This window comes from Brasilonema angustatum (assembly GCF_059505445.1).
Genome location: NZ_JCACKO010000140.1, coordinates 38,553 through 65,223, shown reverse-complemented (window position 1 = coordinate 65,223; position 26,671 = coordinate 38,553). Strand labels below are relative to the sequence as shown.

The window sequence follows — 26,671 nt, the reverse complement described above, 5'->3', positions numbered from 1 at the left end:
TGAACGAAAACCGAGTTTGTTGAGTCCAGTAAAGAGGAAGCAAATGCACACTTTTGTTAAGGGAGACAAAATGATTGAGCACTTGAATGATCCGGCTAGTCCACCAATCGTTATCGTTTGGCAACGGGTGAGATAAACTCTGGCTTCTGGTCGCCGAACTGACCAAGTGTGCATTTAAATATGCTGCGCGTCAGACTGACTTGGTTACAGATACGGCGCGTACTATTTAAGTTTTGTGCCGTGTTCCAAAACTCACTTCACACAAAATTTCCGGAGTCTTAACTAGCTTGCAATCGAGTTTAGAAGGGAAGGACAGAATGAAAGAAAACACAATTCTGATCACGGGCGTAAGTTCTGGTCTAGGGAAAGCCCTGGCGGAAGAGGCGCTGCATCAAGGTTGGCGAGTTGTCGGTACAGTCCGCAGCGAGGAGGCCGTTGCCAAGTTTGAAGCGACTAAACCCGGTCATGCGTTCGGACGCATTCTGGATGTGCGGGACACCGTACGCATGGCAGACCTCGTCGCTGAGGTCGAGGCTAACGTGGGTGCGATCAACGTGCTGGTCAACAACGCGGGTTACGGGCTTTGGTCAACCATCGAAGAAGCTCCGCTCGATGAGATCCGGCAGCAGTTTGAGGTCAATGTGTTTGGATGTATCGCCATGCTCCAGGCGGTTTTGCCCTATATGCGAAAGCGGCGTGCGGGTCGCATCCTGAACATCACTTCAATGGGCGGTCTCGTCACGTTTCCTATGGTTGGCATTTATAACGCCACGAAATTTGCGATGGAAGCGGTTACGGAGGTCTTGAGTCAAGAGGTCAAGAGCTTCGGCATCCTGGTCACCGCAGTCGAGCCTGGCGTATTCAAGACCGACTGGTTCGGGCGGTCACAACGGCAGGCTCCAGCCACTATCCGCGACTACGATGCGTTGCGAAAGGGGCGAAACGAGCAACCGATGCCTTTCAGCGGCGACCTGACAAAGGGGGCAAAAGCCATACTCACCATCCTGGCAGACCCGAACCCACCCGGTCATGCGCTGCTGGGCTCCATCGCCGACGAATACGTGGGCAAGAAGCTGGAGACGCTGCATCAGGAGTTCACGGCGGGGAAAGAGCTTTCCGCATCTACTAACGCAGATAAAGCGGTATGAGATAGAGGAAATTAATTGAATGGAAACTCCACGTCGACGCCGGCTGGTACATGACCTGAAACGAAGGAGATCGCCCTTGCTGATCCGTCGAGCCCTTGTCCCCATCCTGATCGGAGTGTTACTAATGAGCAGTGCAGCCGAAGCAGCCCCCCGCAACAAAGTCGTTGGCACCTGGCGAATGGTGTCGGCAGAGATCGAGAAGCCAAGCGGCAACGAGCCCGCCTACGGCAAGCATCCGAGCGGGCTGCTGATCTTCGCGCCCGACATGCATTACGTCGAGGTCCTGACCGACGGCGACGTGCCCCGTTTCAAGTCCGACGTGCGCGGCCAAGGCACGGACGAAGAGAACCGCATCGCGATGGCGAAGAACATCGGCATGTTCGGCACGTACACGGTCGATGAGAATGGCGAGTTCACTGGCGATCGCGTCGAGGGGTCGACCTTCCCGAACTGGATCGGCGACGTGCGGACCCGCAAGGACCTGCGCATCGTGGTCGAGGGGGGTCGGATGACCGAGAACTTCACCCGTCCTGACGGGACGAAGATCGTCATCGTGTTCGAGCGGGTGCGGTAGGAATGGGGCGGCCACCGTAACCGCAGCCGGACGCTTCCGTCCGGGTTGTGTTGCAAAAAATCAGAAGCACACTACAAGTAGCAGCTTAGACAAGAAAAATTACCTGTTAGCACGCTATAGGTAACGGGTATGAAAATTTTTGCAACACAACCGCGCGACTCTTCAGCCAGCATGGTAATCGAGTCATCATGGTGGCGAGAGGAGCGCCTCTCGTTCACTTAGGGCACATTTTGACAGTCTAGATGCCTTAATAAACACATTGAACTAAGAACACAACCATACCATGATTTTGAGGAAGCATTGACACAATGACGCAGCAAAAGGCCAGTCGACATCAACACGCTCTGGTAACGGGCGGTAACCGGGGTATCGGTGCAGCGATCGCCGTTGCGATCGCTGCGGCAGGTTGTGACGTCACGATCAACTATCGTGAAGGACGCGATGCAGCCGAACAAGCGGCAGAAGCTGTTCGCTTGGCAGGTGTCCGGGCCACAATCGTGCAGGCCGACATCTCCGATTCAGCGAGCGTGACAGCGTTGGTGCGACAGGCGTATGAGGCATTGGGACCGATTACCATCTTAGTCAACAATGCTGGTGTCGGGCGAAAGACTGAAGTATTCGAGAACAGTCTCGAAGATTTCGACCAAACCTTTTCCATCAACGTGAGAGCTGCCTTCGCACTGACTCAGGCAGTAATACCCGAGATGAGCAAGCAAGGGTTCGGACGGTTGATCTACCTTTCTTCACTGGCTGCAATGACCGGCGGGATGATCTCCACTGCTTACGCCAGTTCCAAGGCGGCACTGATCGGCATGATGCACCACTATGCGGCGTCATTGCGGGACAGCGGGATCACGGCCAACGCTATAGCACCCGCGTTGATTGAAACCGACATGGTCGCGGCTATGGACTTACCTCCATTGGAGAGCTTACCCATGGGTCGCCTCGGTTATCCGGATGAGGTCGGACAAGTCGCACGACTGCTAATCGAGTGTGGATACATCACAGGGCAGACGATTCACCTCAACGCTGGTCGTTATATGACTTAGCGGGACTTAAACAAAAAAGAAAACCAAAATAAGGTATTAAGGTACTCACCGTTCGCGCAATCAAGGATGAATTTGGTGAAATAGATGAAATAAGGAAGAGTTGTAAGTTCTCTGTGCTAGTTCTTACGCTTAACGCTCTTTGAGTTCAAGCTTTACACTCTTGATGACATTAATTTGGCACTGCAACAAATAAAAAGTCACTATACAGGGTTAAACCTGAAGGTATTGTTGGTTGGCAACGAAAAAATTTTTATCTGTATGGTCTTGTTGAACCAGCAACAGGAGATAGTTTTTTTTGGGAGTTTTCTCACTTGGGCCGAGTTCGCAGCGATAGTGCAGGGGTGTCAGGAGGCGAAAAACCTTCCCGGTGTTCCCAACGTGGAGCTGACCGGATGTCGGTTAACAGATTGTTTGTCGCTTTAACAGATTGATGTCATCAAAAGAGAAAATTATACGATTCTGGCGTTGTCACTCAACACATCGACAAACCAATCACAATATCTCTCAACAAACCACTACATCCCATAGTGACATGCTTGTTTTGGAGTGTTGCAGCCACTTTGTTTTTTGGCTGGTTCACTTGGCGTTGGACTCAACGAAAGAAATAGTACATTTGCACTCAACTATTCTTTGTTGGGTTTCCCTACGCCAAAATCTCTTCTCACCTTCTTATTTCTCAACCAAATTTGCGATCGCTGTCGCCAAGAGAACTGGTTCAATTGGCTTGGGAAAATGAAGCGTAAAACCAGTACCATTAGCTTGCTGTTGAGGAGTCTGCCCGGGGTAAGCAGTGAGGGCGATCGCCGGAATTTGTCCTCCTCGTTCAGCTGGCAAAGATCTGATTTGACGAATCAGCATATAACCATCCATTTCTGGCATTTTAATATCACTCACCAGCAAATCTGGCTGTTCTTCAACCAATGATGAAAGCGCTTCATATCCTGAGGCGGCTGCACGTACAGAAGCCCCATAAGCTTCTAGTAGAAAAGCCAAAAAATCGCGGTTGTCTGGTTCATCATCCACAACCAGTACCCGCACACCATGTAAATCTGGACTGTTATTATCTTTTCGAGTCTCACCACCAGTTGTGATCGCAGGATCAAGCATCAAGGGAAGCCTAACACTAAAAGTTGCTCCCTTTCCCTCACCAAAACTTTCAGCTTTAATAGTTCCGCCGTGTAATTCAACTAAGTGGCGCACAAGAGAAAGCCCTAACCCCAAACCTCCAAATTTTCTGGTATAACCACTATCTTGTTGACGGAAGTAATCAAATATATAAGGTAAAAATTCTGGTTTTATACCTTTGCCTGTATCAATAACTTGAACTTGAGCGTATAAGCCAACCTTTTCTAACTGAACTGTCACTTGTCCATTTGATGGCGTAAATTTCACCGCGTTAGAAAGAAGATTCCAGATAACTTGCTGCAATCGTTTGGAATCACCAAAAACTAGTCCCAGATTAGCATCAAATACAGTCAATATCTCAATTGACTTAGCTTGAGCCGCAAGATCTACACTTTCTATAGCTTTAGTAATTACAGTTTGCAGGTTAACAGCAATTGGATTAAGAGTTAGCTTACCACGTAAAATTTTAGATACACTCAGCAAGTCATTAATAAGTTGCACCTGTAAGCTTGTGTTACGCTCAATAGTTTCCAGTGCCTGCTTTTTCCTGTTATCATCAAGCTTACCACTGCGTAAAAGTTTCACCCACCCGAGTATTGGATTTAAAGGTGTTCGCAATTCATGCGAGAGGACAGCAAGAAACTCATCTTTTATGCGATTTGCTGCTTGAGCCTCTTCCAAAAGTTTATTCCGCTCTTGTTCAGCTCGCCTGCGTTCTGTGATATCTCTTAAAGAAACAAGATAAGCAGTTTCTCCTTGCCACTCAATTTCTACCACGCGCATTTGGGCAATTTTTTCGAGACTATCCTTTGCTGCGGTGCGTTCTGTGTTACATGTATATGGGTAAATATCGACCTCTGTATTATCCCCACCAACAACAGGAAAGCCAAACAACTCACCTAAGAGTTCTTCTTGCTTGCAGGCAAAAAGGTTTAGTGCTGCTGGGTTAATAAAACGCACAACACCACCTCGATCTACAACCACTATACCGTCAGCATTTTTGGTAATCAGCGTTTGCAACTGTAGCTCAACCTTTTGCAGTGTTGCTTCGACTTGTTGGGAGTGCTCTTTTTGCTTACCGAGTTCTAGTGTCTGTTGTTGTAGCTGTTGTTCTAAATCTTGCTTATACAATTGGGACGGTTGTGTTTTTTCCGCAAGAGCCTGTTTTATAACTTCAGGAAGCCGTGCCAGTTCATCCTTGGAAAGGTAATCTATTGCCCCTGCCTTAATACATCTTACGGCAATAAATGCGCTATCCGTACCATTAATAATCACAAAAGGGATGTTCAACTTTTGCGCGTGCATTTCTTGCAATGCTTCCAAGGCGTCTAAATCTTTTAAACTGTCTTCGGCAACGATCGCATCCCAAGCACCATTGAGATAAGTCAGGTAATCAACTTTTGTTGCTATACACTTATCATCGACTGCAAAACCAGCCCCATTCATCACAGCGAGGATATTTTCTCTAGATTGGGGCGAGTTTAATAAAAATAATATGGTACATTTGTTATCCACTTTATAACTAGTTTTCGTAAATTGAGGATTAATATAATTTAATATTAATCGCTAATGGTGCTGCACAATATCACCCAAAGACTTATGTTTATTACTCTTCCTGTAGAAAGAGGAGAAAAAGAGGTATTCAGCAGTGAACGCTTAACGCTTAACGCTTAACGCTTAACAGTGATAACTGATAACTGATAACTGATAACTGTTTTAATCATTTTGGTTTGTAAAAACCAGACATAGGATTACCAATCAAAATGCCAGTGATGTTGCGAAATGGTTTGCCAATGTGCATACCCCTATTGTCAATTGTAAACTCTCGGATTTGTTTATCGTGCTGTGAGCCGCGCATTTTTATCACTGCTATTCCTCTGCGAATTTCCCCATAAACTTCAACATATCGTAGTAATATAATGACATCAGTAGTAATAGAGATATGATTTTCGGAAGTGGAGGTACTACTAACAAGACTCATCGGAGTTGTGGAAGTGTACAGTGCCGTCATTTTACGTTCTCTAATCATTGAATTAAGACCAATAAGAAATTGCCGAAATCCTTCTGTATTAGAAGCCCACTCTAATGCTGAAAGACTATCAATTGCTACCCGATGAGGTTGAAATTCCTCAATCATTTCTTGCATTTTGATCAAGTGATACTCTAGTGGATGTGCTTCTGGGTTGCGACACACAAATTTCAATTGCCCGTCCCGTTCCATCTGTCGAAAGTCAACACTCCACCCCAGCGCATTTCTCAAAATCAGTTCTCGGTTTTCCTCAAAAGCAAACAATAAGCAACGTTCGTTATTATTAGCCCCCGCTGCAATAAACTGAGTTGATACCAAAGTTTTGCCTGTACCTGTAGCTCCTGACACAAGAATAATAGAATTTTGAAAAAAACCACTGTCACACATAGCATCCAGTTCGGTAACGCCAGAAGTTATACGGATATCAGTTGTGCTTTCTTCTGCTGTTTCCGTTCTAAACAGGGGAAGAATCACAATTCCTTTGTCAGGAACAATTGAAAAAGGAATTTCTCCCTGCTTGTGAGGACTACCTCTATACTTAAGAATTTCTATAGTTCGTCGGCGCTTCTGTTGGAATATCACATTCCGCAGGATAATCACATTATCAGCAACAAACTCCTCAACACCGTAGGTGCTAATATCACCGTACTCTTGATTGCGTTCAGATGTTACAACTACCGTACTTTCAATTTGTTCCAAGACTGAACCAATCATGAATAAGTCATTGCGGACTTGAGCTTTATCAGGCAAATAAGTAAACATTGCTCCCAAGCAATCCATTGAGACTCGCACTGCACCCACCTGATTGATGGCATACTGAATCCGAGCAATCAGAGAATCGAAGTCGTATTCTCCACTCACCAAAGGCTTTTCTCCAGGTTGGCGAGAAGCATCAACAAACGCCCATTTCCCTTCCTCCTCCCATTTGCGGATATCCCAGCCAAAGCCTCGCATATTTTTTCGTATACGCTGGGGAGATTCTTCAAAAGTCACAAACACCCCATTTTCGCCCCGTTTAATTCCCTCTGCAAGGTACTGAGATGCAAATACAGTCTTACCACTACCTGCGGTACCAACTACTAACGTGACTCGTGACTTGGGTAATCCGCCCTCAGATAATATGTCAAAGCCAGGAATTCCAGTTACAAGCTTCTCAACCAAATCTTGTTCTTTTTCTTGATTCATTTGGTGAAATTTAAACTTTTATATAAAAAAAATCAATACAACTAATTAGTATTCTTAATGTATTTTACTGCTTATGGGGAATATTAAGCCCAAACAAAACTGTGTGTGTATTTGATAAATCACCGATAATTCGTACTTTTGGTAAGGGAAATTCCTTAATTAAAGTTGGGGTTACTAAAATTTTCTCAGCTTCAGCAACCTGGGGTTGCTCCAGCACATCTATAATTACTATCTCATGTTTATTCCGCAGATGTGACTCGCACAACTGAATCAAATTGGATATCGCTCGTTGGGACCTGGGCGTGTATCCTGTAATATACAGTTTGAGCAGATATTTCTCACTCATTTGTCAGTCGAGTCATAAGTTGCGATCTTTATGTATTCACTTTTTATCGAAGTTATTATAAGTTTTTATAATATTGGATTTGCTCAGACTAACGAGGTATTTCTAAATGTCTAGAGGTAGTGAGTTATTTGTGCATTAGCCTTCAAGGAATTTTCTGATCAGGCTATTTGCATAGAAACTGACATGAAAAATCAGGGGCGAGAGGCGATCGCCTCTCGCCTCTGGCTTACCCTGGCGATGTTCCGGAGAAACCGCCCCAAGAAAGTGATTTCGCAACTTATGGAAAATAGCGATAAATATCTTTACGGTGAAGCACCCGCAAAAAACATAACTGTTTAACCATGAAAAAGAGGGAAAAGGGGGAAAGGGGAAAGGGGCAAGGGGAAAGCAAACCACTAAATTAAAAATAGGGGTTTCAAGCATGGGCGCTGATTTTTAAGGGCACTACGTGCCCTTAAAAATCTTCTGTTTAACGCGTGATCCACAATTAAGATAGGAGCTAGTGCCTCACCCAGGCATCAAGCGCGAGGCTTATATCCCTTTCCCCCTGCCTCCTTACCCTTTCCCCTCCCCTCGGTTATGTAAGACTTTGGAATAGAAGAAATTTTTTTCTATGTATAAATAAAAGTAAAAACGATAAGTAAGAGGACTTGAAGTTTAGATGAACTTCAGAGTATAACCAGAAACATATTAAGGACTTGAGCAGGAATAATCTCATGAGCACATCACTCAACGCCAAAATCAGTTTGAATGACTTTCAACTTCGGGATGGCATCTATTTTCCTAACGATTATGAACAGTTAAACAGTACGGAACAAAAACAAAGATGGGACGAAATTGGTAAGACGTACTACGGTTCTCAAAAAATTGAACAAGCAGAAGAAACATCGCCACTTAAACAAGATTACACTCTTTTAACCGGAAGACCTGGAGGAACTTGGAATAAGTTTCCTATCAATAAGTCTGTTGATTCTATTCTGGAAATTGGCTGTGGCTATGGTCGAATTCCTTTGTTTCTTTCAAAGGACAAAAATTTGAGGTGTCAAAAATATTATGGCATTGATATCTCGGAGTCTTTATTGCGACGCTTACTCAAGTGTAAGCAAGAATATGATTTTTTCCCAGGAGCAGAGTTTTACATTATTTGTGCTTCTGCTGAATTACTGCCTTTAGAAGATAATTCTGTAGATTTGATAATTTCTAACTGTGTTTTTATGCATATACCAGAAGCACAGATTAGAAACCTCTTGGTTGAAGTATCTCGTGTACTCAAGCCAGGTGGAACTTTTGTCTTCAATCATTCTTTCCACAACAAGTCTTGTCCTTCTCATATAATTCATAATTTAGTCAGAAGGCTTAACCCAAAACAAAACTCAGTTTATCTCAAGCAATATTCATCTGCAGAAATAGATGCAATGTTAACGAATTCTGGAATGAAAGGCAAGTGTCCACAATACACTGTGGAACCAACACAAGAATACGCGATTTTACCAGAAACCATCAAAGGAATCCAGATACCCTTTGCTAATTCAATTAACAGAAGTCTTAAGCCGTCGGCTGCGATGAAAGAAACTCTAGCCTATGGTTATAGTGCTTACAGTACCCAACTATAGCAATCCTATTTGATTTGTGTGAAAGTGCCTGCTCAAATTCCCGACTTCGCAAGAGTTGTCGGGAATCTTATTATTCAGTGGGCTATTTTACCCCCTTTTTAACTCTGTCGTAGTACAGTTCCGTGATATTAATATTAGCGGTTCCCAAGCATCTAATCCTACTAATCCTGGAAATAATTGTACTTGTCCACCACAGACAAGTCTGAAAAAACCAAACGCAAGATAAATTGCTCTCTAGTATAATTAGGTAGTGACCCAAGTGCCTTGTATCAGGTGTGTCTACCAAAACTTTGCTCAGGACATCCGGAATACGGTTGTTTCGTTTTGTATATTAATTTTATTACTATAGAAATTGAAATACTTCCCTTCAACAGGGATTGCCTTGTTGTGTTTAGGGTTAAGAGTGTTATTTTAGTACAACAGAAGTGTTGAGGAATAGCGACACGATGCTGCAAACGCAACAGGTTATACATAATCGCTATCAACTGAAAGAAAAACTGGGTGAAGGTGCAGGTCGTCAAACTTGGTTAGCACTTGATTTGTCAACACAAGACGATATTGTGGTGAAACTGTTGACCTTTAGCGACCAGATGCAGTGGGAAAGCTTGAAATTATTTGAGCGAGAAGCACAGGTATTGAAACAGCTGAACCATCCTCGTATTCCTGACTATCGTAATTATTTTTGCTTTGACGACCAGTTACTCTACTTTGGGTTAGTTCAAGAATATATTCCCGGTACATCACTCAAGCAATTACTCACAAAAGGTCAAGTATTTGCAGAACCAGAAGTTCGCAAAATTGCTACTGCGATCCTAAAAATTTTGATTTATTTGCATGGTTTGAGTCCTCCTGTGCTGCATCGGGACGTTAAGCCTAGCAATGTGCTAGTGGGTAAAGATTCTCGTATTTATTTGGTTGATTTTGGTGCAGTACAAGACCGTGCTGCAAGAGAAGGTGCTACTTTTACAGTCGTGGGAACTTATGGCTATGCACCACTAGAACAGTTCGGCGGAAGAGCAACCCCAGCATCTGATCTCTATGCTTTGGGAGCAACATTGATTCATTTGCTGACAGGTATTTCTCCAGCAGATTTGCCTCAAAAAGATTCTCGCTTGCAGTTTGCTCACCTTGTCAGGCTCAATCCTGGGTTTGTCCGTTGGTTAGAGCAACTGACTGAACCTAATTTGGAAAGACGCTTTAGTAGCGCTCAACAAGCACTTGACACTCTTAGGGCTAATCAAAATGCGATCAAAATTGCTAGTCAACGACTCCCTGAAAGTTGCATTTGGCTGGACAAATCACCAAGGCGCTTGCAGATTCAACTTCATGTCCCTTGGTACAAGGTAATATCTACCCCAACAAATTGGCTTGTACTGACGGGGTTGGGACTTTGGTTATTTTTGCTGTCGATGATTATCAGTGGTTGGGTTTATTTGTTTTGGTTGGCAGGTAGTCTTGTATTGGGGGCTTGGTTTCTATTACCTGTGTTTGTGGAAACCAATATCAACTTCGATCATCAGCAATTTGAAATTGAGGTGAAAGTACTGGGTTTTTGCATCAAACGACAGCGAGGAAATGTCTTAGAGATTGATAATGTTTTTAAAAGTGACTCTGGCGGCTATGGTAACAAGAAAATTCCTGAGGTAACTTTGGCTGTTGGTGTCGAAGAGTATTCATTTGGAAGATTGAAGCCACCTCTTTATCATGAGGTATGCCGTTGGCTCGTAGATGAAATCAAGGATTGGTTGGGACTTTAGATTTTGGGCTTTTGGTTATGGCAGAAGGTGGACAAGTTCTTTGCATTCGGGAAGCGACTTCCCAAGAGTCTCGTTATCAACTTAAAGAAAAATTAGGGCAAGATGCTAGTCGTCAAACTTGGTTAGCAGTAGATTTGTGTACACAGCCTCAAGAACAAGTGGTTGTCAAACTGCTCGCTCTGAGTTCGCAGATGCAGTGGGATGAACATAAGCTGTTTGAACGTGAAGCTCAGGTGCTGAAAAATCTCAATCATCCCCGAATTCCCAAGTATCGGGATGACTTTGTTTTGGAAAAGCAACCTGATTCGAGATTTCCCTGGTTTGGGTTAGTGCACAGTTACGTTCCCGGAGCATCATTCCAGCAACTGCTGAATCAAGGGCATCGGTTTTCTGAGTCACAGGTGGAAAAGATCGCAACAGAAATTTTGAGCATTCTTGTTTACCTACACGAACTCAACCCTCCTGTGTTGCACAGAGATATCAAACCCAGCAATTTAATTTGGGGTGAGGATGAGCGCGTTTACCTGGTTGACTTTGGCGCAGTGCAAGATCAAGCGGTGTTGGAAGGTGCCACCTTCACAGTTGTAGGAACCTACGGCTATGTGCCAATGGAACAGTTTGCAGGTCGTGCTGTTCCCGCTTCTGACTTGTATGCTGTTGGTACAACCTTGATTCATCTCCTCACCGGAACGCCTCCTGCTGATTTACCATACCAGAACTCCCGCATTCAATTTGCTGATAGAGTAAGTGTCGATTTGGGTTTTGTGAATTGGATTGGTAAACTGACAGAACCAAATGTTACAGAGCGACTGAGTTCTGCACGCCAAGCTCTAGACACGCTCAAGAATAGACACGCACTCACGCCACCACTCACTAGCCGTAAGCCCACAGGTAGTCTGGTTCAAATCAAAAAGTCTGCTCACAAAATAGAAATTAAAATTCCTAGACGCGGAAGGAAAACGTTCAAAATATTCTATCTTATAGGCTTAATTATTCCTTTTGTCTGGCAAATTCCACAATGGTTTAATTTACTTTCAACAGGACTTGTCTACCATTCGATATTGTATATTATGCCTCTTTTAGTATTACTGTTTGTCCTATTCCAAGCAACAGTTCTACCTGCTTTTAGACATACAGATATGTACTTTTACCGTGAACATTTTGAAATCCGCTGGAAGTTATTTGGTTTATGTTATTGGCGGTATCGAGGAAAAACTCCACTGATTTGTAGAGTGTATGAAGAGATAGTTCAACAGGGTTCTGCACCTCGCGGTGTGACAATTGAATATTCTAATAAACAGAAGCTCACCTCTAGTCCTTTAGCAACTGTGGAACGCCATTGGTTAATTGACGAGATTAAGGATTGGTTGAAATTAAATTAGGGAATAGGGAACAGGGAACAGGGAACAGTCAACACTAACAACTGTAAGACTTACACAAAAGAGATCCCCCAACCCCCTTAAAAAGGGGACTTTTAAGATTCCCCCCTTTTTAAGGGGGGCTAGGGGGGATCGAGGTTTCGGGTTTTCAGTGCGTAAGTTCTGAACTGATAACTGATAACTGATAACTAGTAAAATAACTAAGGATGATTTGTCCTAAGCAAGTGGGCTTTAACTTGAGCTTTAGCTAGTTCTATAATAAGTCGCTGAGCTTGATGTTTATAAAGTGGGAAATGTAATGTTTCTGGTAAATTTTTCATCACTGTTCTAGCTGTGTTGAGACTGCATCCTGAAATGCGAACAATAACATTTGCTCCTTCAAACTCTGCCTCCTCTGTCAAAGCTTTTGTAATATGTACTTGCCAGGTTTTTGAGGCGATCGCTGCTCCCTGCTCAATCCGCTGTAGACCATCGCTTGTTGCTAACACTACCATGCGATCGCCCACAACTAAACTAATATCCTCAGAAGGCATAAGCTTAGGTATTTCTGTTTCTTTTTGGTAAAGAATTGGAATAACTCCATAGCCATAGGTGACTTCAGATAGCAGTAAGCCATTAAGCGTATCACCAGCTTCAATTTGGTATTCTGTGACCAAAATAGTTTTGTGCTCAATACGAAACAAATTCATAATTTTTTCCCCAAATGCTGCACCAGCAAAAGCTTCAGCAACTACAGCATTGACACACAACACTTGAGCATTCGGCAAGAGTTCGGTTAAATTGTCACTTAAGCTAAGACCTGTACTGCGGAGAACCAAATTGCTTTCTGGATTTGCATCATAAGCCATTAAGCTGACTTCCAAATTCAGCATCTCATCATCAGTCACCACAACGACACTTTTTGCTGTTTGAAGATTTGCCTTAGAAAGAGACTTTTTTAGGGAACCAGTTATGAGGGGCATCTCTGGTAGAATTGTGGTGTCAAAGTCTGTGTTTATGCTGAAGCCAACAATTGGTTGGTTAAATTCTTGTAAAATCTCTGCGATTCCCACACCTGTGCGACCAAGTCCCACCACGACGACATGATCTTTTTGAGGAACAGGTGGACGTCGCTTATTTAAGTGAAATCTAGCAGCTAAAAGCCTTTCTGTCAAGAAACTGTAGAGTATTCCTACTAGAACTGTACCAGTAATTGTCATTCCCAAGCTAATCAACCGCAACCAAAAGGGAACAGGAAGTGTGAAATTGAACCCACCAAACAAATCACCAAATCCCCCTAGAAGTAGCATGGTTGAGGTCAAAAAGGCATCTATCAAGCCAATTTTGGGATAGCTCAATCGATACAAAACTGTTCCCAATATCAATAAAAAACTTACAATCACTGCACAGATAATGCCTACCTGCTTAAATCCATTCTCATCAGATTTACGTAAAAATGTCAAAAATTGCCGCTTAATAGTGAACCAGTTGAAGTGTTTGAGTCTTGTTAAGAAGTGTCGGGGATTATACCAAGTATTTCTTACCAGTTTTTTAGAATCAGTGGAAGTTGTTTTGACTGGCTTAATATAAACAATTGTATCTCCCGGCAGAAGACGTGTATCTAAATCCCATTCATGGAAGGCTTTGAATGAAGAAGTTGCATTAGATGTGTAATAGAGAATTTGACGCTTGTGATTATTCAGTTCGTGCAACAGACAGTTGTTGAACCAACGGTCTGTTGGTGATATAGTACGTTTGACAACTTGCAGCCACTGTCCTTCTAAATGAAATAATGCTAGTGTCTCTGTTCCAAGAGCAGCAAGGGCAAAAGCTAGCGCAGGCAACTCAGTTGGTTCAAAGGCAACAAAATTTCCTAAATGTTGACTCAATAATTGATTGAGATTTTTTTGAGATGAACTAACAACCAAGCGGGTTTTGGGATTAAGCTTGCGCACCGCTAAAGCTGTCTCTGCATTCACTTGCTCATTATTAGTGACTATAATGGCAGCTCGACACTGCTGAATTTTAGTTTGCTGTAGAACACTGATTTGACGACAATCACCAATGACTAAGGTATCCAATAAATTCTCAACGTGAGGAATTTCCCAGTCTTCAGGCGGCTTTTTATCAATAGCAATGACGCTGACTTCAAACTGTTTGAGGGCGACAACACAATGTTGACCTAAACTCCCCAATCCGCAAACTAAAAATTGATTCAATAGCACCCCCGGCTGTGCCACTTGATGCATGTGTATTACTGATTGTAAACATATATTTACAATTATGGACGACTTATAGGTATTAAAACTTCACCCAAAGGTACTAGGGGATAAGCATGACTCATATCGGCAACCGTCTGATCCGAAATGTCTCGTTAGTAACAGAAATAATGACACCTTGTTCTAAATCTTGCTGACATTGACTCAATACCTCTGTTAAACGTTTATTAATTCCCTGATAGTTTTCATTTCCTAACCTAAATAAAATTACACTTGGCAAAGCTTCTCCACTCACGGCTAATAGTTGAGCAAAATCTAAATCCACTGTTAACAGAATTCGTACTTCTGTACGTGCTTTAATTAAAATCTCCTCATCCGGTAGCCTTTGCAAACCCTGATCGCGCAGATGCACAACATCATAGCCAGCATCGCGCAACCAAGCTACTGTGCGTAGCGAAATTCCCATATCTGCTAAAAATTTCATGATGCTTGTTTTTCAGCATTTGTGAAAGAATAAACCCGCTCTTGAGTCAACCAGGCAGCATAAAGGAGAGATTGGCGAATATCCTCTGGTTCTAAGTCAGGGTATTCTTCTAAAATTTCCTGTACGGGTTTCCCATTTGCCACCAAATTGACAATTAACGAAACAGGAATTCTCATTCCGCGAATACAAGCTTGTCCAGCCATGATGCGGGCATCGAAGGTAATTCTCTCTAAACCTAACATAAATCAACTCTCCAAAATACTTAGTCTAAGCTAAATTTAATTCCTTGCCTAACCAGTTCGCAAAGCTGGTATGATAGAAACTATAAAAAGTTTCTTCTTCTGTGATTTCCTGATATAAGAATTCCAGCCAATTTTCCAGCACTTTTTCTACTTCGTATTCATCTTCATCAACTATTTGGGCGATTAATTCTACTGAAAGCGATCGCACAAGCTGTGCTAGACATTTTAATACAGCTAATCCAACTGGAGATAAACCTTTACCCTTGATACGCTGGTAATGATTTTTGTAATACGCTTCTAACCCTGGAGGGAGTGGTTCAAATTGGAAGGGTATGGCTAACGCCACGCTTGGGCTATCGGGATAAAAGCCTTGGGAGATTGCTTTTAAGATGTGGTAGAGATACATGAAATTGTTTTCGCTCTTGACTGTTAGCTGTTGGCAGCTTGTAGAGACGTTACATGTAACGTCTCTACAATTGGTTATCCAGCCAGCGTTGTTTAAAAAGGAGGGTGTGAGTGAAATATATTGTTGTATGTATGTCTGCACATCTTCTCGGTTTTGTTCGGAATATGCTTCTAAATCCAAAATTTGAGCAGGGGTTTCGATTAATAAACCAGATTTTTCGCTCTTGAAGGGGCGACGGGTGAGGAGAAAATAAACTCGCTCTGGGAGATATCTAGGAAGGTAAAATAGATTTGAGTCTGGGGATTGGTTGTTGAGGTCGATGCAGTCGCACCCATCAATCGCAATAATCAAACGCTGATCTGGTTCTAGTAAATCGCTGACTTTCTGAAGTAAAAGTGAGAAAAACCAACTTCCCTCAGTAGCGTTCTCAGGAAGCGACACATTTGTATCCCCCATTTCCCCCATTAACTGAGTGCAAACAGTTATGAGAAATTCCTGCGCACAATTTTTTCCTTCAACTTCCGCACTGTAATAAACAACAGAAGGATTTTCCATCACATACTTGGCGAGGATGGCACTTTTGCCACTGCCAGGTGTGCCCACAATGGTAAAGTAACCACAGCGTTGGTGGTTGAGGAAGTCGGTAATAGCAGCAAAGGCAAATTCACGACCAACAAAATTGCTGCTCCCTTCGTGGATAAGTTGCTGAAATTCTTTTTGGGAAGCGGTTGGGGGGCGAGGTGTGATGTTCATAAACCTGCTTCTAACTGTAAGAAATGAATCTGTCCTGAAGCATCTCCTGCCATAATTGTCATTCCATCCGGTGCAACAGCACAACACCATAGTGGACTATCAGCAGTAAAATTGGTAATAACTTTGCCATCAGCCAAGTCCCAAACTTTGAGAGTGCTGTCACGCGAAGCAGAAATCACCTGCTTGCCGTTTGGAGTGAGGGCAACTGCCGTTACCCAGTTGCTATGAGCGTTGAGTGTGAAAACTTCTTTGCCATCAGCCAAGTCCCAAACTTTGAGAGTGCTGTCAGATGAAGCAGAAATCACCCGCTTGCCGTCTGGGGTGATGACAACTGCGTTTACCCAGTTGCTATGAGCGTTGAGCGTGAAAACTTCTTTGCCATCTGCCAAATCCCAGACTTTGAGTGTGTTGTCAGATGAAGCAGAAATCACTCGCTTGCCATCTGGAGTGACGGCGACTGCGTTTACCCAGTTGCTATGAGCATTCAGTGTGAAAACTTCTTTGCCATTAGCCGAGTCCCAAATTTTGAGTGTCTTGTCAGCAGAAGCAGAAATCACCCGCTTGCCGTCTAAAGTGATGGCAACTGCATTTACCCAGTTGCTATGAGCGTTGAGTGTGAAAACTTCTTTGCCATCTACTAAATCCCAAATTTTGAGAGTGCTGTCACGCGAAGCAGAAATCATCCGCTTGCCATCTGGAGTGACGGCGACTGCCCTTACCCAGTCGCTATGAGCGTTGAGTATGAAAACTTCTTTGCCATTAGCCGAGTCCCAGACTTTGAGTGTCTTGTCAGAGGAAGCAGAAATCACCCGCTTGCCGTCTGGGGTGATGGCAACTGCGTTTATCCAGTTGCTATGAGCGTTGAGTGTGAAAACTTCTTTGCCATCTACTAAATCCCAGACTTTGAGTGTTTTATCAGATGAAGCAGAAATTACCCGCTTGCCGTCTGGAGTGACGGCGACTGCGTTTACCCAGTTGCTATGAGCGTTGAGAGTGAAAAATTCTTTGCCATTAGCCAAGTCCCAAAGTTTGAGAGTGCTGTCACGCGAAGCAGAAATTATCTGCTTGCCATCTGGAGTGACGACGACTGCATTTACCCAGTTGCTATGAGCGTTGAGTATGAAAACTTCTTTGCCATCTGCTAAGTCCCAAATTTTGAGAGTGTTGTCAGATGAAGCAGAAATCACCCGCTTGCCGTCTGAAGTGACGGCAACTGCCCTTACCGAGTCGCTATGACCGTTGAGTGTCAGAACTTGTTTGCCATCTATGAAGTCCCAGACTTTGAGTGTTTTATCAGATGAACCAGAAATCATCCGCTTGCCATCTGGGGTGAGGGCAACTGCGTTTACCGAGTCGCTATGAGCATTGAGTGTGAAAACTTCTTTGCCATCTACTAAGTCCCAGACTTTAAGAGTTTTATCATTGGAAGCAGAAATCACCCGCTTGCCGTCTGGGGTAAGGACAACTGCCCTTACCGAGTCGCTATGAGCATTGAGTGTGAAAACTTCTTTGCCATCAGCCAAGTCCCAGACTTTAAGAGTTTTATCATTGGAAGCAGAAATCACCCGCTTGCCGTCTGGGGTGACGGCGACTGCGTTTACCGAATCGCTGTGAGCGTTGAGTATGAAAACTTCTTTGCCATCTATTAAGTCCCAGACTTTGAGTGTCTTGTCAGCGGATCCAGAAATCACCAGCTTGCCGTCTGGGGTGACGGCGACTGCGTTTACCCAGAAGCTATGACCTGTGAGAGTACGAAGCAAACGCCCACCGGGAGGAGTTAAGCTAGGTGTCAGGGGACGCAACCAAGGATCATCTTGCCACTGCTTTGCCTGTGCTAATAATGCCTGAATCCCAGGTTGTGGAAAAGACAGCAACCGCCCTAATAATTGCCCTGCCAGTTGCGTGTGATCCTTAGCTAAAATATGCGCTGATAGACGCAGCGCTCCTTGAATCCGTTTCAGCGTTCCTACTTCATGGGAGTTATCGTCTGAGTGAGTTGCCACCTTTGACGAGTCAATCAAATCGTAATCTACAATCAGCGCTTGCACTCCAAATTCAGGACGCTTAATCTTGGCTTCTAAATAGTCGAAATCAGTCAAAGTTTGGTAGCACTCTGCAAAATTCCCCGACTCCACTTGACTTTTTACAAAACTACTTAGATAGGCGTTCTGGAACCACAGAGGTTGTGCAGCTAATTTCTGGGCAAGTTTCCCCATCTTACGCCATCTTCCTTGTAAAATATTCAGCAATGTTTTGGTTAACTTCGTCAAATAGTTTCCGGGTTTTCTTCAGTTCCCGTTTCCCTTTCAGGAATTCAAGGAAACTTGTATGGTAGATGCTATAGCAGGTTTCTTGAGCTATTTTCTGGTCTTTCAAATACTCAACCCACTGATCCAAAATTTTTTCCACCTCATATTCATCCTGGTTGGCAATTTCTGCCATCATCTCACAAGGAATCGGCGTACTAATTTCCACTAAAATAAATAGAATAATTACAATATTTTCCTGAGGTTCTGTATCCATACCCATCCTCACCCAATGGGTTCGATAGTATTCCTGAAGACCTTTGGGAAATTTTTCTAAAGAAAGGTCATTGTATTCTCCCTTAGCAATTCCAGGTAAGAGATAAGACAAATACATAAAGTTATTTTCACTTTTGTCAGCTACCTGTTCAACGAAAGTGAAAGCAGCTATTTTACGCTCCTCAATCCATTTCCTGAGACTATCTTCAGTTTTGGGATTTTCTTGGATACAGAACCAAATATAATTTTCAATATCCTGACGGCTCAAATCTCCATATTCCTGACATCTTAAATCTAACTCCTCCTCAGGAACTTTTTGAGTGTACAAGCGCTTGTTATCTGCAACATAAGGTCGTCTCGTCAACAAGAAAAAAACTTTATTGGGGAGTGTCGTCGGTAAATTTAAAATATTTTTATCTCGGTCTTCTTGCTCTACCTCATCAAGCGCATCAACCACAATCACAAGGCGTTCGTCATCTAACAGATTATCGCTGACTTTTTGAAGCAAAGTTTGTAAATTATCATCCTTAGCATTCTGCAACCAATAACGATTAATTAGCTGTTGACGAATACTTTCCAAAAACAACTCAGGTCTATTGCGACCCTCAGCACGAATATTGAAATAGCAAGGAAATTTATGATTCCAAATAAACTTAGCGGCGATCGCGCTTTTTCCCATCCCTGCATCTCCCACGATAGTAAAATAACCGTTAGAGTTACGGGAAATAAACTGTTGTATTTTCTGAAAAACAAATTCCCGACCGCGAAATGACTGTATTTTTTTCTGTATTAATGCTTGAAACTCTTTTGGATAAGGCGAATATTCTGGCAAATCAGGAAATTTTGAATCCTTCAAAACTTCTAGAGGAGGTCTAGTCCATTTTGCAACTTTAGTGTAGATACGATAAAAATTCTGAATCTCTGCTCTCAAGTAAACTTCTTCTTCTTTGAATTCAGCCCACAACCCCTTACGAACAATAAAATCTTTTGCTGATTTTAAAAAATTTTGTAAATCATTAGCGTTAAAGTTTTCAACAAAAGTCTTTTTTATCTCGTCTTCGCCCAACAAATTTATCATCGGCTGCATTTGTTGAGACTCGTCATAATACTTGACGATACTCCAAGCATAAATAGCATCCGGTTTTTCTGGAGGCTGAGTCGGATCTAGTCCCCATTTCTGTAATTCTTCAATAAGATTTGGATAGTTCTGAGCTTGTGTGCGAAGTTGACCAAGAACATTAGCAATCTTGGGTAGCTGCCCAATAAGTTCTTTAAAGCTCATAATGAATGGTTGTGTAATAAATGACTGTATATTAGCTACAAGTACGATAGCAGTCTTTCCAGAAAATATTTAGGGTATACTCTGAACAAATACAGGGGTGTAGGCGTGTAAGGGCAACGCCAAGGCGAGCGCTCAGCCGAACGGTGTAAGGGTTTTCCACACCCTGGGAACTGGCGCTCTTCCGTCAGGCGTGGCTGTTCCCACCAGGGCGTTGAGCACTGGCAACCGTGCGCTAATACCAAATTGCATATATAGGAATAGGACTCATATTTGATTTTTGACGAAGCTAGGTAGATCTTTTATTGCTTCTTCCCTGTTCCCTGTTCCCTGTTCCCTGTTAAGCGTTCCCTACCTCTACGAGTCAATTCAGAAATCAAACCGGATTCCTATATAATTCCAAGATTTTCTCAGGTTTAACAATATGAACTTATGCCTATTTGTCATTGATCTTCAAAACGGATTCATAACTCAAAATACAAGTCATGTTATACAACGGATTAAGTCTCTATTAGAGCAAAAGATATTTGAGTACGTTATCTTCACAAGATTTCTCAATACCTTTGATAGTCCTTATGTAAGATATCTAAATTGGAACAAATTTTTTTCAGACACAGAGCGCAAACTTGTTGATGAAATTGAACCATTTGCTAAGGTTGTTTTTAATAAAACTATATACACTGGCTGCAATGAAGAAACTCTTAGATTTCTTAAAAAAAGGGATATTCATACAGTCTTTATTTGTGGAATTGATACTGAAGCTTGTGTCTTAAAAACTGCCATTGATTTTTTTGAAAACAATATTAATCCTTATATTTTAGAGTATTACTCAGCATCAAATGGAGGTGATAATTTTCACCAAGCAGGTATTTTAGTTTTAAGTCAGCTAATTGGAAGAAGCAATATTATAACTGAACCGATAGATAAATTTGATATCAGTAAATATTTCTAATATTATAGGACTCATATTTGACTTTTGACGAAGCTAGGTACACTTTCTGTTCCCTGTTCCCTGTTAAGCGTTCCCTACCTGCACGAGTCAATTAACCCTATGGCTAACGCCACGCCTTACGGCTATCGGGGAGAACCTCCGGTTCCGCTGCGCTTTAGACCTCTGGGCGTGCGCTTTGCGCATACGCCAGATGCCTAGGTCGGGAAACCCTCCTGCAGCACTGGTCTCACCAAATTAAACCGGATTCCTATATATCCGACAAATTACTTGTCAAATAATTTGGCAATCTACATAAAACGAGCGCGGAGGGATTTGAACCCCCGACCCACAGGACCGGAACCTGTTGCTCTATCCACTGAGCCACGCGCCCTTAAAGTAGTAAACATCAAAGTTCGCTACTGCAATTAATTATAGCATAGCTTTGATTTGCCACCAAGATCTTTATTCCGTCCGCTACACCAGATTGTTATACCGTTTCACTTTAAGGTTGATACAAATGGGGAGCAGGGAGCAGGGAGAAAGAATTAGAGACCAATCATTTGTATTAGGAATTTCGTGAAATAGTATTAGACTGCTGCTTGGGTTGCAAACACACCAATTTGATTTGTGAAAATTGAAAGCCACAGATCCCCGACTTCTTTTACGAAGTCGGGGATCTTGTTTCTCACGTAAGCGCAAAGCCTGCCCGCAGGGCTTATGATTTAGGATTGCGATAGATGCATAATGTGCAGCAAAATATAAGAAAAAATCGCTGCTCATTTTTCCCTGATGTTCTGGAAGGTGAGCTTTTATGCCCTTGATATTAGATTTCCCAGGGTATTATTCCCGGAATTTTCTTTCACCTCAGAGTGGACGATTTTTCTAATTTGTTCGCCAGATACTATCAATAAATGCTCGCCATGTCAGCATTAACTCAAATATATTGCCTAACGAGGTTGTATGAGCATAGGCAGAGCAATTCTCTTTATTGCCTTGGTTATTCCAGGTTTATTGATAGCGGGATCATCGCTTTACTCGTTTAACACTGAGTATACGGAGTTACAAAGAACGGAAAGATATGTGGACAAGTTAGCTAGGGATGGAAGAACCAATAATAGACAGTTGGATCTTGCCTATCATCGTAGTTTCGTTCATCGGATGAATGCATTCACAAATGGGACTTGGGGCTTCATTGGTATAACGATCGCAGCGATCGGTATACACGGAATAGCTACAACCAATGACGAAACAATTATAGACCAGCGAAGGATATCAAAATAGTCCTGAGTTCTGAGTCTTGATGAAGGACAAGGGGACAAGACAATTCAAAATGGACTGCGTCCCGCTGCGCTAACAAAATTCAAAATTCAAAATTCAAAATTCAGAATTTAGAATTAGAAGTCTCTCCCTCACTCCCAGCCTACGGCTCGCTGCGCTAACACTCCCTCCCTCACTCCCAGCCTACGGCGACCTACGGTCCACTTCGTTAACGCTGCGCTAACACTTCCTCAGTCCCTGACTCAGCACTTTACTGCTGAACACTGTTTATCAATTCCTTCAAGTCAGCCAAAGCGCGATCGCGATAACGTCCGTAACGCTCTTGTTTATTTTTGATTTTCTGACCCAATTCTGGTAATACCCCAAAATTAGGAGGCATCGGTTGAAAATGCTTAGGCGAAGCGGAACTGATAAACTCAAACAGTGACCCCATCATCGTCGTCTTGGGTAGAGTCAAAGGTTCTTTCCCCAAAGCTAGCCGCGCTGCATTCGTTCCCGCCAACCAACCACCGGCGGCGGCTGCAGTATATCCTTCAGTTCCAATTAACTGTCCAGCAGCTAGCAACGTTGGACGGTTGATAAATTGCAAATTAGGCTGCATCAGCACAGGCGCGTTGAGAAAGGTGTTGCGGTGCATGACTCCCAACCGCACGAACTCAGCATTTTCCAAACCAGGGATCATTTGGAAAATACGCTTTTGCTCACCCCAACGCAGATTTGTTTGGAATCCTACCATATTCCAAAGTTGACCTGCTTTGTCTTCTTGCCGCAACTGTATCACAGCATAAGGGCGTTCTCCAGTCCGACTATCCGATAACCCGACTGGCTTAAGAGGACCATAACGCATCGTGTCTTCCCCTCGGCGTGCGAGTTCCTCAATTGGTAAACAGGCTTCAAAAAATTTCGCCGTTTCCCGTTCAAAATCCTTCAATTCTACTTGTTCAGCAGTACGCAGTTCTTGCCAAAACTGCAAGTACTGCTCTTTATTCATCGGGCAGTTTAAATATGCAGCTTCACCCTTGTCGTAACGAGAGGCGAGAAAAGCAATATCGTGGTTAATCGATTCTCCGACAATGATTGGGCTTGCGGCATCGAAAAAGCTGAGGTATTCCATCCCTGTGAAACGGCGTAAATCTTCTGCCAATTCCGGACTTGTTAAAGGACCAGTTGCCAAAACGACAATTCCTTCTGGGATAACACGTAATGCCTCTCGACGCAGTTCAATCAGAGGATGCTGAGCGAGAGTTTGCGTCAAATCCTGACTAAATTGTCCTCTATCGACTGCAAGTGCTCCACCAGCAGGAACCGCGTGTTCATCGGCTTTTGAGATCACAATAGAATTGAGTTGGCGTAGTTCTTCATGCAAAAGACCAGCGGCGCGATCGCTTGCCATTGCCCCAAAAGAATTGCTACACACTAATTCCGCTAAATGTTCCGTGTGATGTGCACCACCGAAGCGATTTGGGCGCATTTCCCACAGAACGACCGATATTCCAACAGAGGCAATTTGCCAAGCTGCTTCTGTCCCAGCTAGTCCACCTCCGATAACATGAATTGTTTGTTTTTCCATATTTCTTTCCATATTTATATTATTTTAAAATACTAAACTTTCATAATTTTATCCCACTGCAAAATCAGTATATTTACGCATAAACGGAGATTTATATGCCAGAACAATGTTGTCTTTGGGAACGCCTAACTCCACTAACTCATTAGCGATTCCATCTTCAGTGCCATCGTACTGAATCCAAATTTTGTCGCTTTTGATATCAATGTGGATTAAGCATCCATAAACGCGACGACGATTTTCCCAGCCAACGCTAATCACCTGATAGTGATCTTGCTCAGTATCAAATGCAGTATAGCGCTCAATCTCGCCAAAGGAAGGCTTGATCTGACTATAGCGCGTCAAAATTTGCTTGATTGCTTGACAGTACTGGTTTAGTTTATCCACTGTGTGATGACCTCCAGTTCAGGATCGAATACCAAAACCTTGATCTGATATTCCTTTAGACTAAGCTGAGGGAGTTCTTCAGAAAAAAAATCTTCATAAATGTCCAATGGGACTGCTAAATAGAGAATTCGTTGTGGCTGCTTCAGACGTAAAATAAGTCGGTAGTTCAAAAATTGTCATAGCGCTATATGAAACTCGGAAACATTAGAAGGCGCGACAAAACTCTTGATTAAAACAGCAATTTGCTGGTTATATTTCTGTGCGGCAATTAGTTTTTCTGCTCCAAGATGGCTAGGTTTGCCTAGCTCTGTGTAGGTTTTTCGGAGCGGGAACTTTCAGTACCCGTACCATCTAATTGTAAGCTATCGTACTTAAAGGCAGTAGCCTATTGCTTTTCCACACGAAGGAATGGAGTGTTATAAAAAAAGAAGAGATCATCGCATCTTATGGATTCGACGCTAACAGTATCCGTGCTTACTGGGGTGTCATTATACAGTTATACAATTCGTTTTGCCAAGCAGGTGAAAAACTCTCTGTGTTCACTTGCACAAACAAAGGAGTTGGGCTATTAGGTTGTATGTGCCAAAATTTAAGAGAATTCATTTTGTTTTTGGTTAAATAGTAATGCTCCTCGGTCAAATTCTCCGCCAACGCTACAAAATTGTCAGACTCTTAGGAAGTGGTAGCTTTGGAGTTACTTATTTAGCTGAAGATTTAGATTTACCTGATCATCCTCTGTGTGTTGTAAAAAACCTCAAGCAAATGCAAAATCCAGAAGATTTGCAACTTGCCAGAGTGTTATTTGACAGAGAAGCAAAAGTTTTATATAGCTTAGGCAATGAGTGCAGTCAAATTCCCCGACTTTTCGCCCACTTTGAAGAAAACGGCGAATTTTATCTAGTACAAAAATTTATAGATGGGCACGATTTAAGTGGGGAAATTTTTCCTGCTAAGAGGTTAAATGAAGCTGAAGTTACACAGCTATTACAGGAAATTTTAGAAGTTCTTACATTTGTTCACAATAAAAATATCATTCACCGAGACATCAAACCACAAAATTTAATGCGGCGCAAGACAGACGGCAAGATAGTATTGATAGACTTTGGCGCTGTCAAGCAAATTAGCGCATTAGTAGTGAATGCTCAAGGGCAAACAAACGTCTCCGTTATTGTTGGTACTTATGGCTATATGCCCAGCGAACAATTGAATGGGTATCCCAAGTTAAGCAGCGATGTTTATGCAGTGGGGATGCTGGGAATTTATGCTTTAACTGGGATCAGACCTCAAGAACTGCCAAAAAACTCCGAAACTTTGGAAGTCATTTGGCGAAATCGGGCTTCGGTTAGCCCTAGACTGGCAGATGTATTAGATAAAATGGTGTGCCATAACTTCAATAAACGTTATCAAACAGCATCCGAGGCGTTGCAAGCGCTAAGACCATCTTCATTACCCTCGCCATCGCCACTACCGGTACCGCCATTACCAACCCCAACACGACGAGAATTGAAACTTTACCAAAAAGTATTAATTGGTACTGGAGTTGGCGTGGGTGTGCTAATCGGAGTGGGATTGTTATTTATGAGTTTTTGGAGACAACCCACACCCGATTTAGAAAAACCCGTCGCTGATTCCAAACAACCCACACCCGATTCACAAAAAACCGTCGCTGATTCCAAACAACCCACACCTGACTCGCCACAAACCACACCTGATTCGCCACAAGCCACATATGACGTGCAACTGGTTTGCCCAGAAACACCAATACCACCTCTACCAAGTACGCCCGATAGGAAAATTGGTTCAGCCAAAGTTTATGGTTTCCCAAAGAATTCACCACTGACAGGCAAAGGAATCATTATCTTTCCCGATCGCAAGTTTGGTGGATATTCTCGATATGATGGAGAACTAAAAAATGGAGTATATAGCGGTTGTGGAAACTTGGTACGTGGAAATGGTGAGCGTTACGTAGGTCAGTTTGATAAAAATTCTTTTCAAGGTACAGGTAAATTTACTTTCAAAAATGGTTGTCAATATATAGGAGAATTCAAAAACAACCAATTTGATGGTCAAGGTACTTGGATATCTAAAGACGGCTTGCGTTATAGTGGAATTTGGCAGCGGGGAAAATTGCAAGGAAGTAATAAGGTTTTAAGCTGTCAATAATTTTTCATCTTATATTATTTCAGCATATTTTGTCAGAGCCAGTGTTTAAATAATCACACTGCTTAGGAAAAATTTTCTATCAACTAGGAAAAGCATAATAATCAAGCCAAATGAATATTGTAAATTTCTTTTGGCAAAAATGTATGATAAAATCAGAAACTTTAAATTGGACTTATTACGTTATATTTTTAGTATTTTTTACTTAAAAGAAAACTAAACATAAGTAGTTCAAGCTAAAAAACATGAGATTATGTAG

22 protein-coding genes, 1 tRNA gene and 1 pseudogene are annotated in these 26,671 nt (G+C 42.7%); 11 read left to right on the top strand and 13 right to left on the bottom strand.

The window, feature by feature from the left end; translation table 11 throughout:
- Positions 1 to 317: 317 nt before the first annotated feature.
- The 3 genes from AC5JM2_RS27160 to AC5JM2_RS27150 all read left to right on the top strand — a co-directional run bounded on the left by AC5JM2_RS27160 (position 318) and on the right by AC5JM2_RS27150 (position 2,771).
- Positions 318 to 1,148, top strand: a complete 831-nt coding sequence (locus tag AC5JM2_RS27160) for an oxidoreductase (protein WP_495837925.1) — start codon at positions 318 to 320, stop codon at positions 1,146 to 1,148.
- Positions 1,149 to 1,272: 124 nt separating this feature from the next.
- Positions 1,273 to 1,722, top strand: a complete 450-nt coding sequence (locus AC5JM2_RS27155) for a lipocalin-like domain-containing protein (RefSeq protein ID WP_495837924.1) — start codon at positions 1,273 to 1,275, stop codon at positions 1,720 to 1,722.
- A 308-nt stretch (positions 1,723 to 2,030) separates the two neighbouring features.
- Positions 2,031 to 2,771 (top strand): SDR family NAD(P)-dependent oxidoreductase, encoded by a 741-nt coding sequence (locus tag AC5JM2_RS27150; protein WP_495837923.1) that lies wholly within the window; start codon positions 2,031 to 2,033, stop codon positions 2,769 to 2,771.
- Between the two features lie 669 nt (positions 2,772 to 3,440).
- Here the strand turns inward: AC5JM2_RS27150 and AC5JM2_RS27145 are convergent.
- The 3 genes from AC5JM2_RS27145 to AC5JM2_RS27135 form a co-directional block, all read right to left on the bottom strand.
- A complete protein-coding gene (locus AC5JM2_RS27145; protein ID WP_495837922.1) occupies positions 3,441 to 5,411 on the bottom strand; it encodes a hybrid sensor histidine kinase/response regulator in 1,971 nt (656 codons plus the stop codon).
- 205 nt (positions 5,412 to 5,616) lie between these two features.
- Positions 5,617 to 7,110 carry a circadian clock protein KaiC gene (kaiC, locus tag AC5JM2_RS27140; protein WP_495837921.1) on the bottom strand — a complete coding sequence of 498 codons (1,494 nt, stop codon included), beginning with the start codon at positions 7,108 to 7,110 and terminating at the stop codon, positions 5,617 to 5,619.
- Between the two features lie 64 nt (positions 7,111 to 7,174).
- The gene (locus AC5JM2_RS27135; protein WP_495837920.1) at positions 7,175 to 7,456 is read right to left on the bottom strand and encodes a circadian clock KaiB family protein; all 282 of its coding nucleotides are present in this window, start codon (positions 7,454 to 7,456) and stop codon (positions 7,175 to 7,177) included.
- Positions 7,457 to 7,639: 183 nt separating this feature from the next.
- Here AC5JM2_RS27135 and AC5JM2_RS27130 point away from each other — a divergent pair, with 183 nt between their 5' ends.
- From AC5JM2_RS27130 to AC5JM2_RS27115, 4 genes are all read left to right on the top strand, one after another.
- Positions 7,640 to 7,795, top strand: a complete 156-nt coding sequence (locus AC5JM2_RS27130; protein ID WP_495837919.1) for a hypothetical protein — start codon at positions 7,640 to 7,642, stop codon at positions 7,793 to 7,795.
- Positions 7,796 to 8,172: 377 nt separating this feature from the next.
- Entirely contained in the window at positions 8,173 to 9,069 is an 897-nt protein-coding gene (locus tag AC5JM2_RS27125) for a class I SAM-dependent methyltransferase (RefSeq protein WP_495837918.1), read from the top strand.
- A 446-nt stretch (positions 9,070 to 9,515) separates the two neighbouring features.
- Complete coding sequence (locus tag AC5JM2_RS27120) at positions 9,516 to 10,826, top strand: serine/threonine protein kinase (RefSeq protein ID WP_495837917.1); 1,311 nt, start codon at positions 9,516 to 9,518, stop codon at positions 10,824 to 10,826.
- Between the two features lie 17 nt (positions 10,827 to 10,843).
- On the top strand, positions 10,844 to 12,208 hold the full coding sequence (locus tag AC5JM2_RS27115; protein ID WP_495837994.1) for a serine/threonine protein kinase: 1,365 nt from the start codon (positions 10,844 to 10,846) through the stop codon (positions 12,206 to 12,208).
- A 197-nt stretch (positions 12,209 to 12,405) separates the two neighbouring features.
- Here the strand turns inward: AC5JM2_RS27115 and AC5JM2_RS27110 are convergent, their stop codons facing one another.
- The 6 genes from AC5JM2_RS27110 to AC5JM2_RS27085 all read right to left on the bottom strand — a co-directional run bounded on the left by AC5JM2_RS27110 (position 12,406) and on the right by AC5JM2_RS27085 (position 20,092).
- On the bottom strand, positions 12,406 to 14,433 hold the full coding sequence (locus tag AC5JM2_RS27110) for an NAD-binding protein (protein ID WP_495837916.1): 2,028 nt from the start codon (positions 14,431 to 14,433) through the stop codon (positions 12,406 to 12,408).
- A 91-nt stretch (positions 14,434 to 14,524) separates the two neighbouring features.
- A complete protein-coding gene (locus tag AC5JM2_RS27105; protein ID WP_495837915.1) occupies positions 14,525 to 14,887 on the bottom strand; it encodes a DUF5615 family PIN-like protein in 363 nt (120 codons plus the stop codon).
- Positions 14,884 to 15,129, bottom strand: a complete 246-nt coding sequence (locus tag AC5JM2_RS27100; RefSeq protein WP_495837914.1) for a DUF433 domain-containing protein — start codon at positions 15,127 to 15,129, stop codon at positions 14,884 to 14,886. The genes AC5JM2_RS27105 and AC5JM2_RS27100 overlap by 4 nt, the downstream gene beginning before the upstream one ends.
- A gap of 25 nt (positions 15,130 to 15,154) precedes the next feature.
- Positions 15,155 to 16,288, bottom strand: coding sequence for an ATP-binding protein (locus tag AC5JM2_RS27095; protein WP_495837913.1), 1,134 nt, complete (start codon positions 16,286 to 16,288; stop codon positions 15,155 to 15,157).
- Positions 16,285 to 18,537, bottom strand: coding sequence for a WD40 repeat domain-containing protein (locus AC5JM2_RS27090; protein WP_495837912.1), 2,253 nt, complete (start codon positions 18,535 to 18,537; stop codon positions 16,285 to 16,287). Before AC5JM2_RS27090 ends, AC5JM2_RS27095 begins: the two co-directional genes overlap by 4 nt.
- Positions 18,506 to 20,092 carry a P-loop domain-containing protein gene (locus AC5JM2_RS27085; RefSeq protein ID WP_495837911.1) on the bottom strand — a complete coding sequence of 529 codons (1,587 nt, stop codon included), beginning with the start codon at positions 20,090 to 20,092 and terminating at the stop codon, positions 18,506 to 18,508. Before AC5JM2_RS27085 ends, AC5JM2_RS27090 begins: the two co-directional genes overlap by 32 nt.
- A 421-nt stretch (positions 20,093 to 20,513) precedes the next feature.
- On the opposite strand from AC5JM2_RS27085, the gene AC5JM2_RS27080 reads away from it, so the two are divergent.
- Both AC5JM2_RS27080 and AC5JM2_RS27075 read left to right on the top strand, forming a co-directional pair.
- Positions 20,514 to 21,041 carry a cysteine hydrolase family protein gene (locus AC5JM2_RS27080; RefSeq protein WP_495837910.1) on the top strand — a complete coding sequence of 176 codons (528 nt, stop codon included), beginning with the start codon at positions 20,514 to 20,516 and terminating at the stop codon, positions 21,039 to 21,041.
- A 24-nt stretch (positions 21,042 to 21,065) separates the two neighbouring features.
- Positions 21,066 to 21,239 carry a hypothetical protein gene (locus tag AC5JM2_RS27075; protein ID WP_495837909.1) on the top strand — a complete coding sequence of 58 codons (174 nt, stop codon included), beginning with the start codon at positions 21,066 to 21,068 and terminating at the stop codon, positions 21,237 to 21,239.
- 99 nt (positions 21,240 to 21,338) lie between these two features.
- Here the strand turns inward: AC5JM2_RS27075 and AC5JM2_RS27070 are convergent.
- Positions 21,339 to 21,411, bottom strand: a tRNA-Arg gene (locus tag AC5JM2_RS27070).
- A 569-nt stretch (positions 21,412 to 21,980) separates the two neighbouring features.
- On the opposite strand from AC5JM2_RS27070, the gene AC5JM2_RS27065 reads away from it, so the two are divergent.
- Positions 21,981 to 22,301 (top strand): hypothetical protein, encoded by a 321-nt coding sequence (locus tag AC5JM2_RS27065; RefSeq protein ID WP_495837908.1) that lies wholly within the window; start codon positions 21,981 to 21,983, stop codon positions 22,299 to 22,301.
- A gap of 247 nt (positions 22,302 to 22,548) precedes the next feature.
- Here AC5JM2_RS27065 and trmFO read toward each other — a convergent pair whose 3' ends face one another.
- From trmFO to AC5JM2_RS27050, 3 genes and pseudogenes are all read right to left on the bottom strand, one after another.
- Positions 22,549 to 23,868 (bottom strand): FADH(2)-oxidizing methylenetetrahydrofolate--tRNA-(uracil(54)-C(5))-methyltransferase TrmFO, encoded by a 1,320-nt coding sequence (trmFO, locus tag AC5JM2_RS27060; RefSeq protein ID WP_495837907.1) that lies wholly within the window; start codon positions 23,866 to 23,868, stop codon positions 22,549 to 22,551.
- A gap of 48 nt (positions 23,869 to 23,916) precedes the next feature.
- The gene (locus AC5JM2_RS27055; RefSeq protein WP_495837906.1) at positions 23,917 to 24,252 is read right to left on the bottom strand and encodes a XisI protein; all 336 of its coding nucleotides are present in this window, start codon (positions 24,250 to 24,252) and stop codon (positions 23,917 to 23,919) included.
- Positions 24,240 to 24,536: pseudogene (locus AC5JM2_RS27050) on the bottom strand (element excision factor XisH family protein); the annotation flags it as partial. The pseudogene AC5JM2_RS27050 and the gene AC5JM2_RS27055, both read right to left, overlap by 13 nt.
- A 340-nt stretch (positions 24,537 to 24,876) precedes the next feature.
- Between AC5JM2_RS27050 and AC5JM2_RS27045 the strand changes: the two are divergent.
- Complete coding sequence (locus tag AC5JM2_RS27045) at positions 24,877 to 26,415, top strand: protein kinase domain-containing protein (protein WP_495837905.1); 1,539 nt, start codon at positions 24,877 to 24,879, stop codon at positions 26,413 to 26,415.
- Positions 26,416 to 26,671: the final 256 nt, after the last annotated feature.

What these genes read in the sequence shown, in the direction of transcription:
- kaiC (WP_495837921.1), bottom strand. Translation starts at nt 7,110, where the DNA reads ATGAATCAAGAAAAAGAACAAGATTTGGTTGAGAAGCTTGTAACTGGA.
- AC5JM2_RS27130 (WP_495837919.1), top strand. Translation starts at nt 7,640, where the DNA reads ATGAAAAATCAGGGGCGAGAGGCGATCGCCTCTCGCCTCTGGCTTACC.
- trmFO (WP_495837907.1), bottom strand. Translation starts at nt 23,868, where the DNA reads ATGGAAAAACAAACAATTCATGTTATCGGAGGTGGACTAGCTGGGACA.
- AC5JM2_RS27110 (WP_495837916.1), bottom strand. Translation starts at nt 14,433, where the DNA reads ATGCATCAAGTGGCACAGCCGGGGGTGCTATTGAATCAATTTTTAGTT.
- AC5JM2_RS27105 (WP_495837915.1), bottom strand. Translation starts at nt 14,887, where the DNA reads ATGAAATTTTTAGCAGATATGGGAATTTCGCTACGCACAGTAGCTTGG.
- AC5JM2_RS27155 (WP_495837924.1), top strand. Translation starts at nt 1,273, where the DNA reads ATGAGCAGTGCAGCCGAAGCAGCCCCCCGCAACAAAGTCGTTGGCACC.
- AC5JM2_RS27085 (WP_495837911.1), bottom strand. Translation starts at nt 20,092, where the DNA reads ATGAGCTTTAAAGAACTTATTGGGCAGCTACCCAAGATTGCTAATGTT.
- AC5JM2_RS27135 (WP_495837920.1), bottom strand. Translation starts at nt 7,456, where the DNA reads ATGAGTGAGAAATATCTGCTCAAACTGTATATTACAGGATACACGCCC.
- AC5JM2_RS27065 (WP_495837908.1), top strand. Translation starts at nt 21,981, where the DNA reads ATGAGCATAGGCAGAGCAATTCTCTTTATTGCCTTGGTTATTCCAGGT.
- AC5JM2_RS27095 (WP_495837913.1), bottom strand. Translation starts at nt 16,288, where the DNA reads ATGAACATCACACCTCGCCCCCCAACCGCTTCCCAAAAAGAATTTCAG.
- AC5JM2_RS27115 (WP_495837994.1), top strand. Translation starts at nt 10,844, where the DNA reads ATGGCAGAAGGTGGACAAGTTCTTTGCATTCGGGAAGCGACTTCCCAA.
- AC5JM2_RS27150 (WP_495837923.1), top strand. Translation starts at nt 2,031, where the DNA reads ATGACGCAGCAAAAGGCCAGTCGACATCAACACGCTCTGGTAACGGGC.
- AC5JM2_RS27100 (WP_495837914.1), bottom strand. Translation starts at nt 15,129, where the DNA reads ATGTTAGGTTTAGAGAGAATTACCTTCGATGCCCGCATCATGGCTGGA.
- AC5JM2_RS27120 (WP_495837917.1), top strand. Translation starts at nt 9,516, where the DNA reads ATGCTGCAAACGCAACAGGTTATACATAATCGCTATCAACTGAAAGAA.
- AC5JM2_RS27045 (WP_495837905.1), top strand. Translation starts at nt 24,877, where the DNA reads ATGCTCCTCGGTCAAATTCTCCGCCAACGCTACAAAATTGTCAGACTC.
- AC5JM2_RS27080 (WP_495837910.1), top strand. Translation starts at nt 20,514, where the DNA reads ATGAACTTATGCCTATTTGTCATTGATCTTCAAAACGGATTCATAACT.
- AC5JM2_RS27125 (WP_495837918.1), top strand. Translation starts at nt 8,173, where the DNA reads ATGAGCACATCACTCAACGCCAAAATCAGTTTGAATGACTTTCAACTT.
- AC5JM2_RS27160 (WP_495837925.1), top strand. Translation starts at nt 318, where the DNA reads ATGAAAGAAAACACAATTCTGATCACGGGCGTAAGTTCTGGTCTAGGG.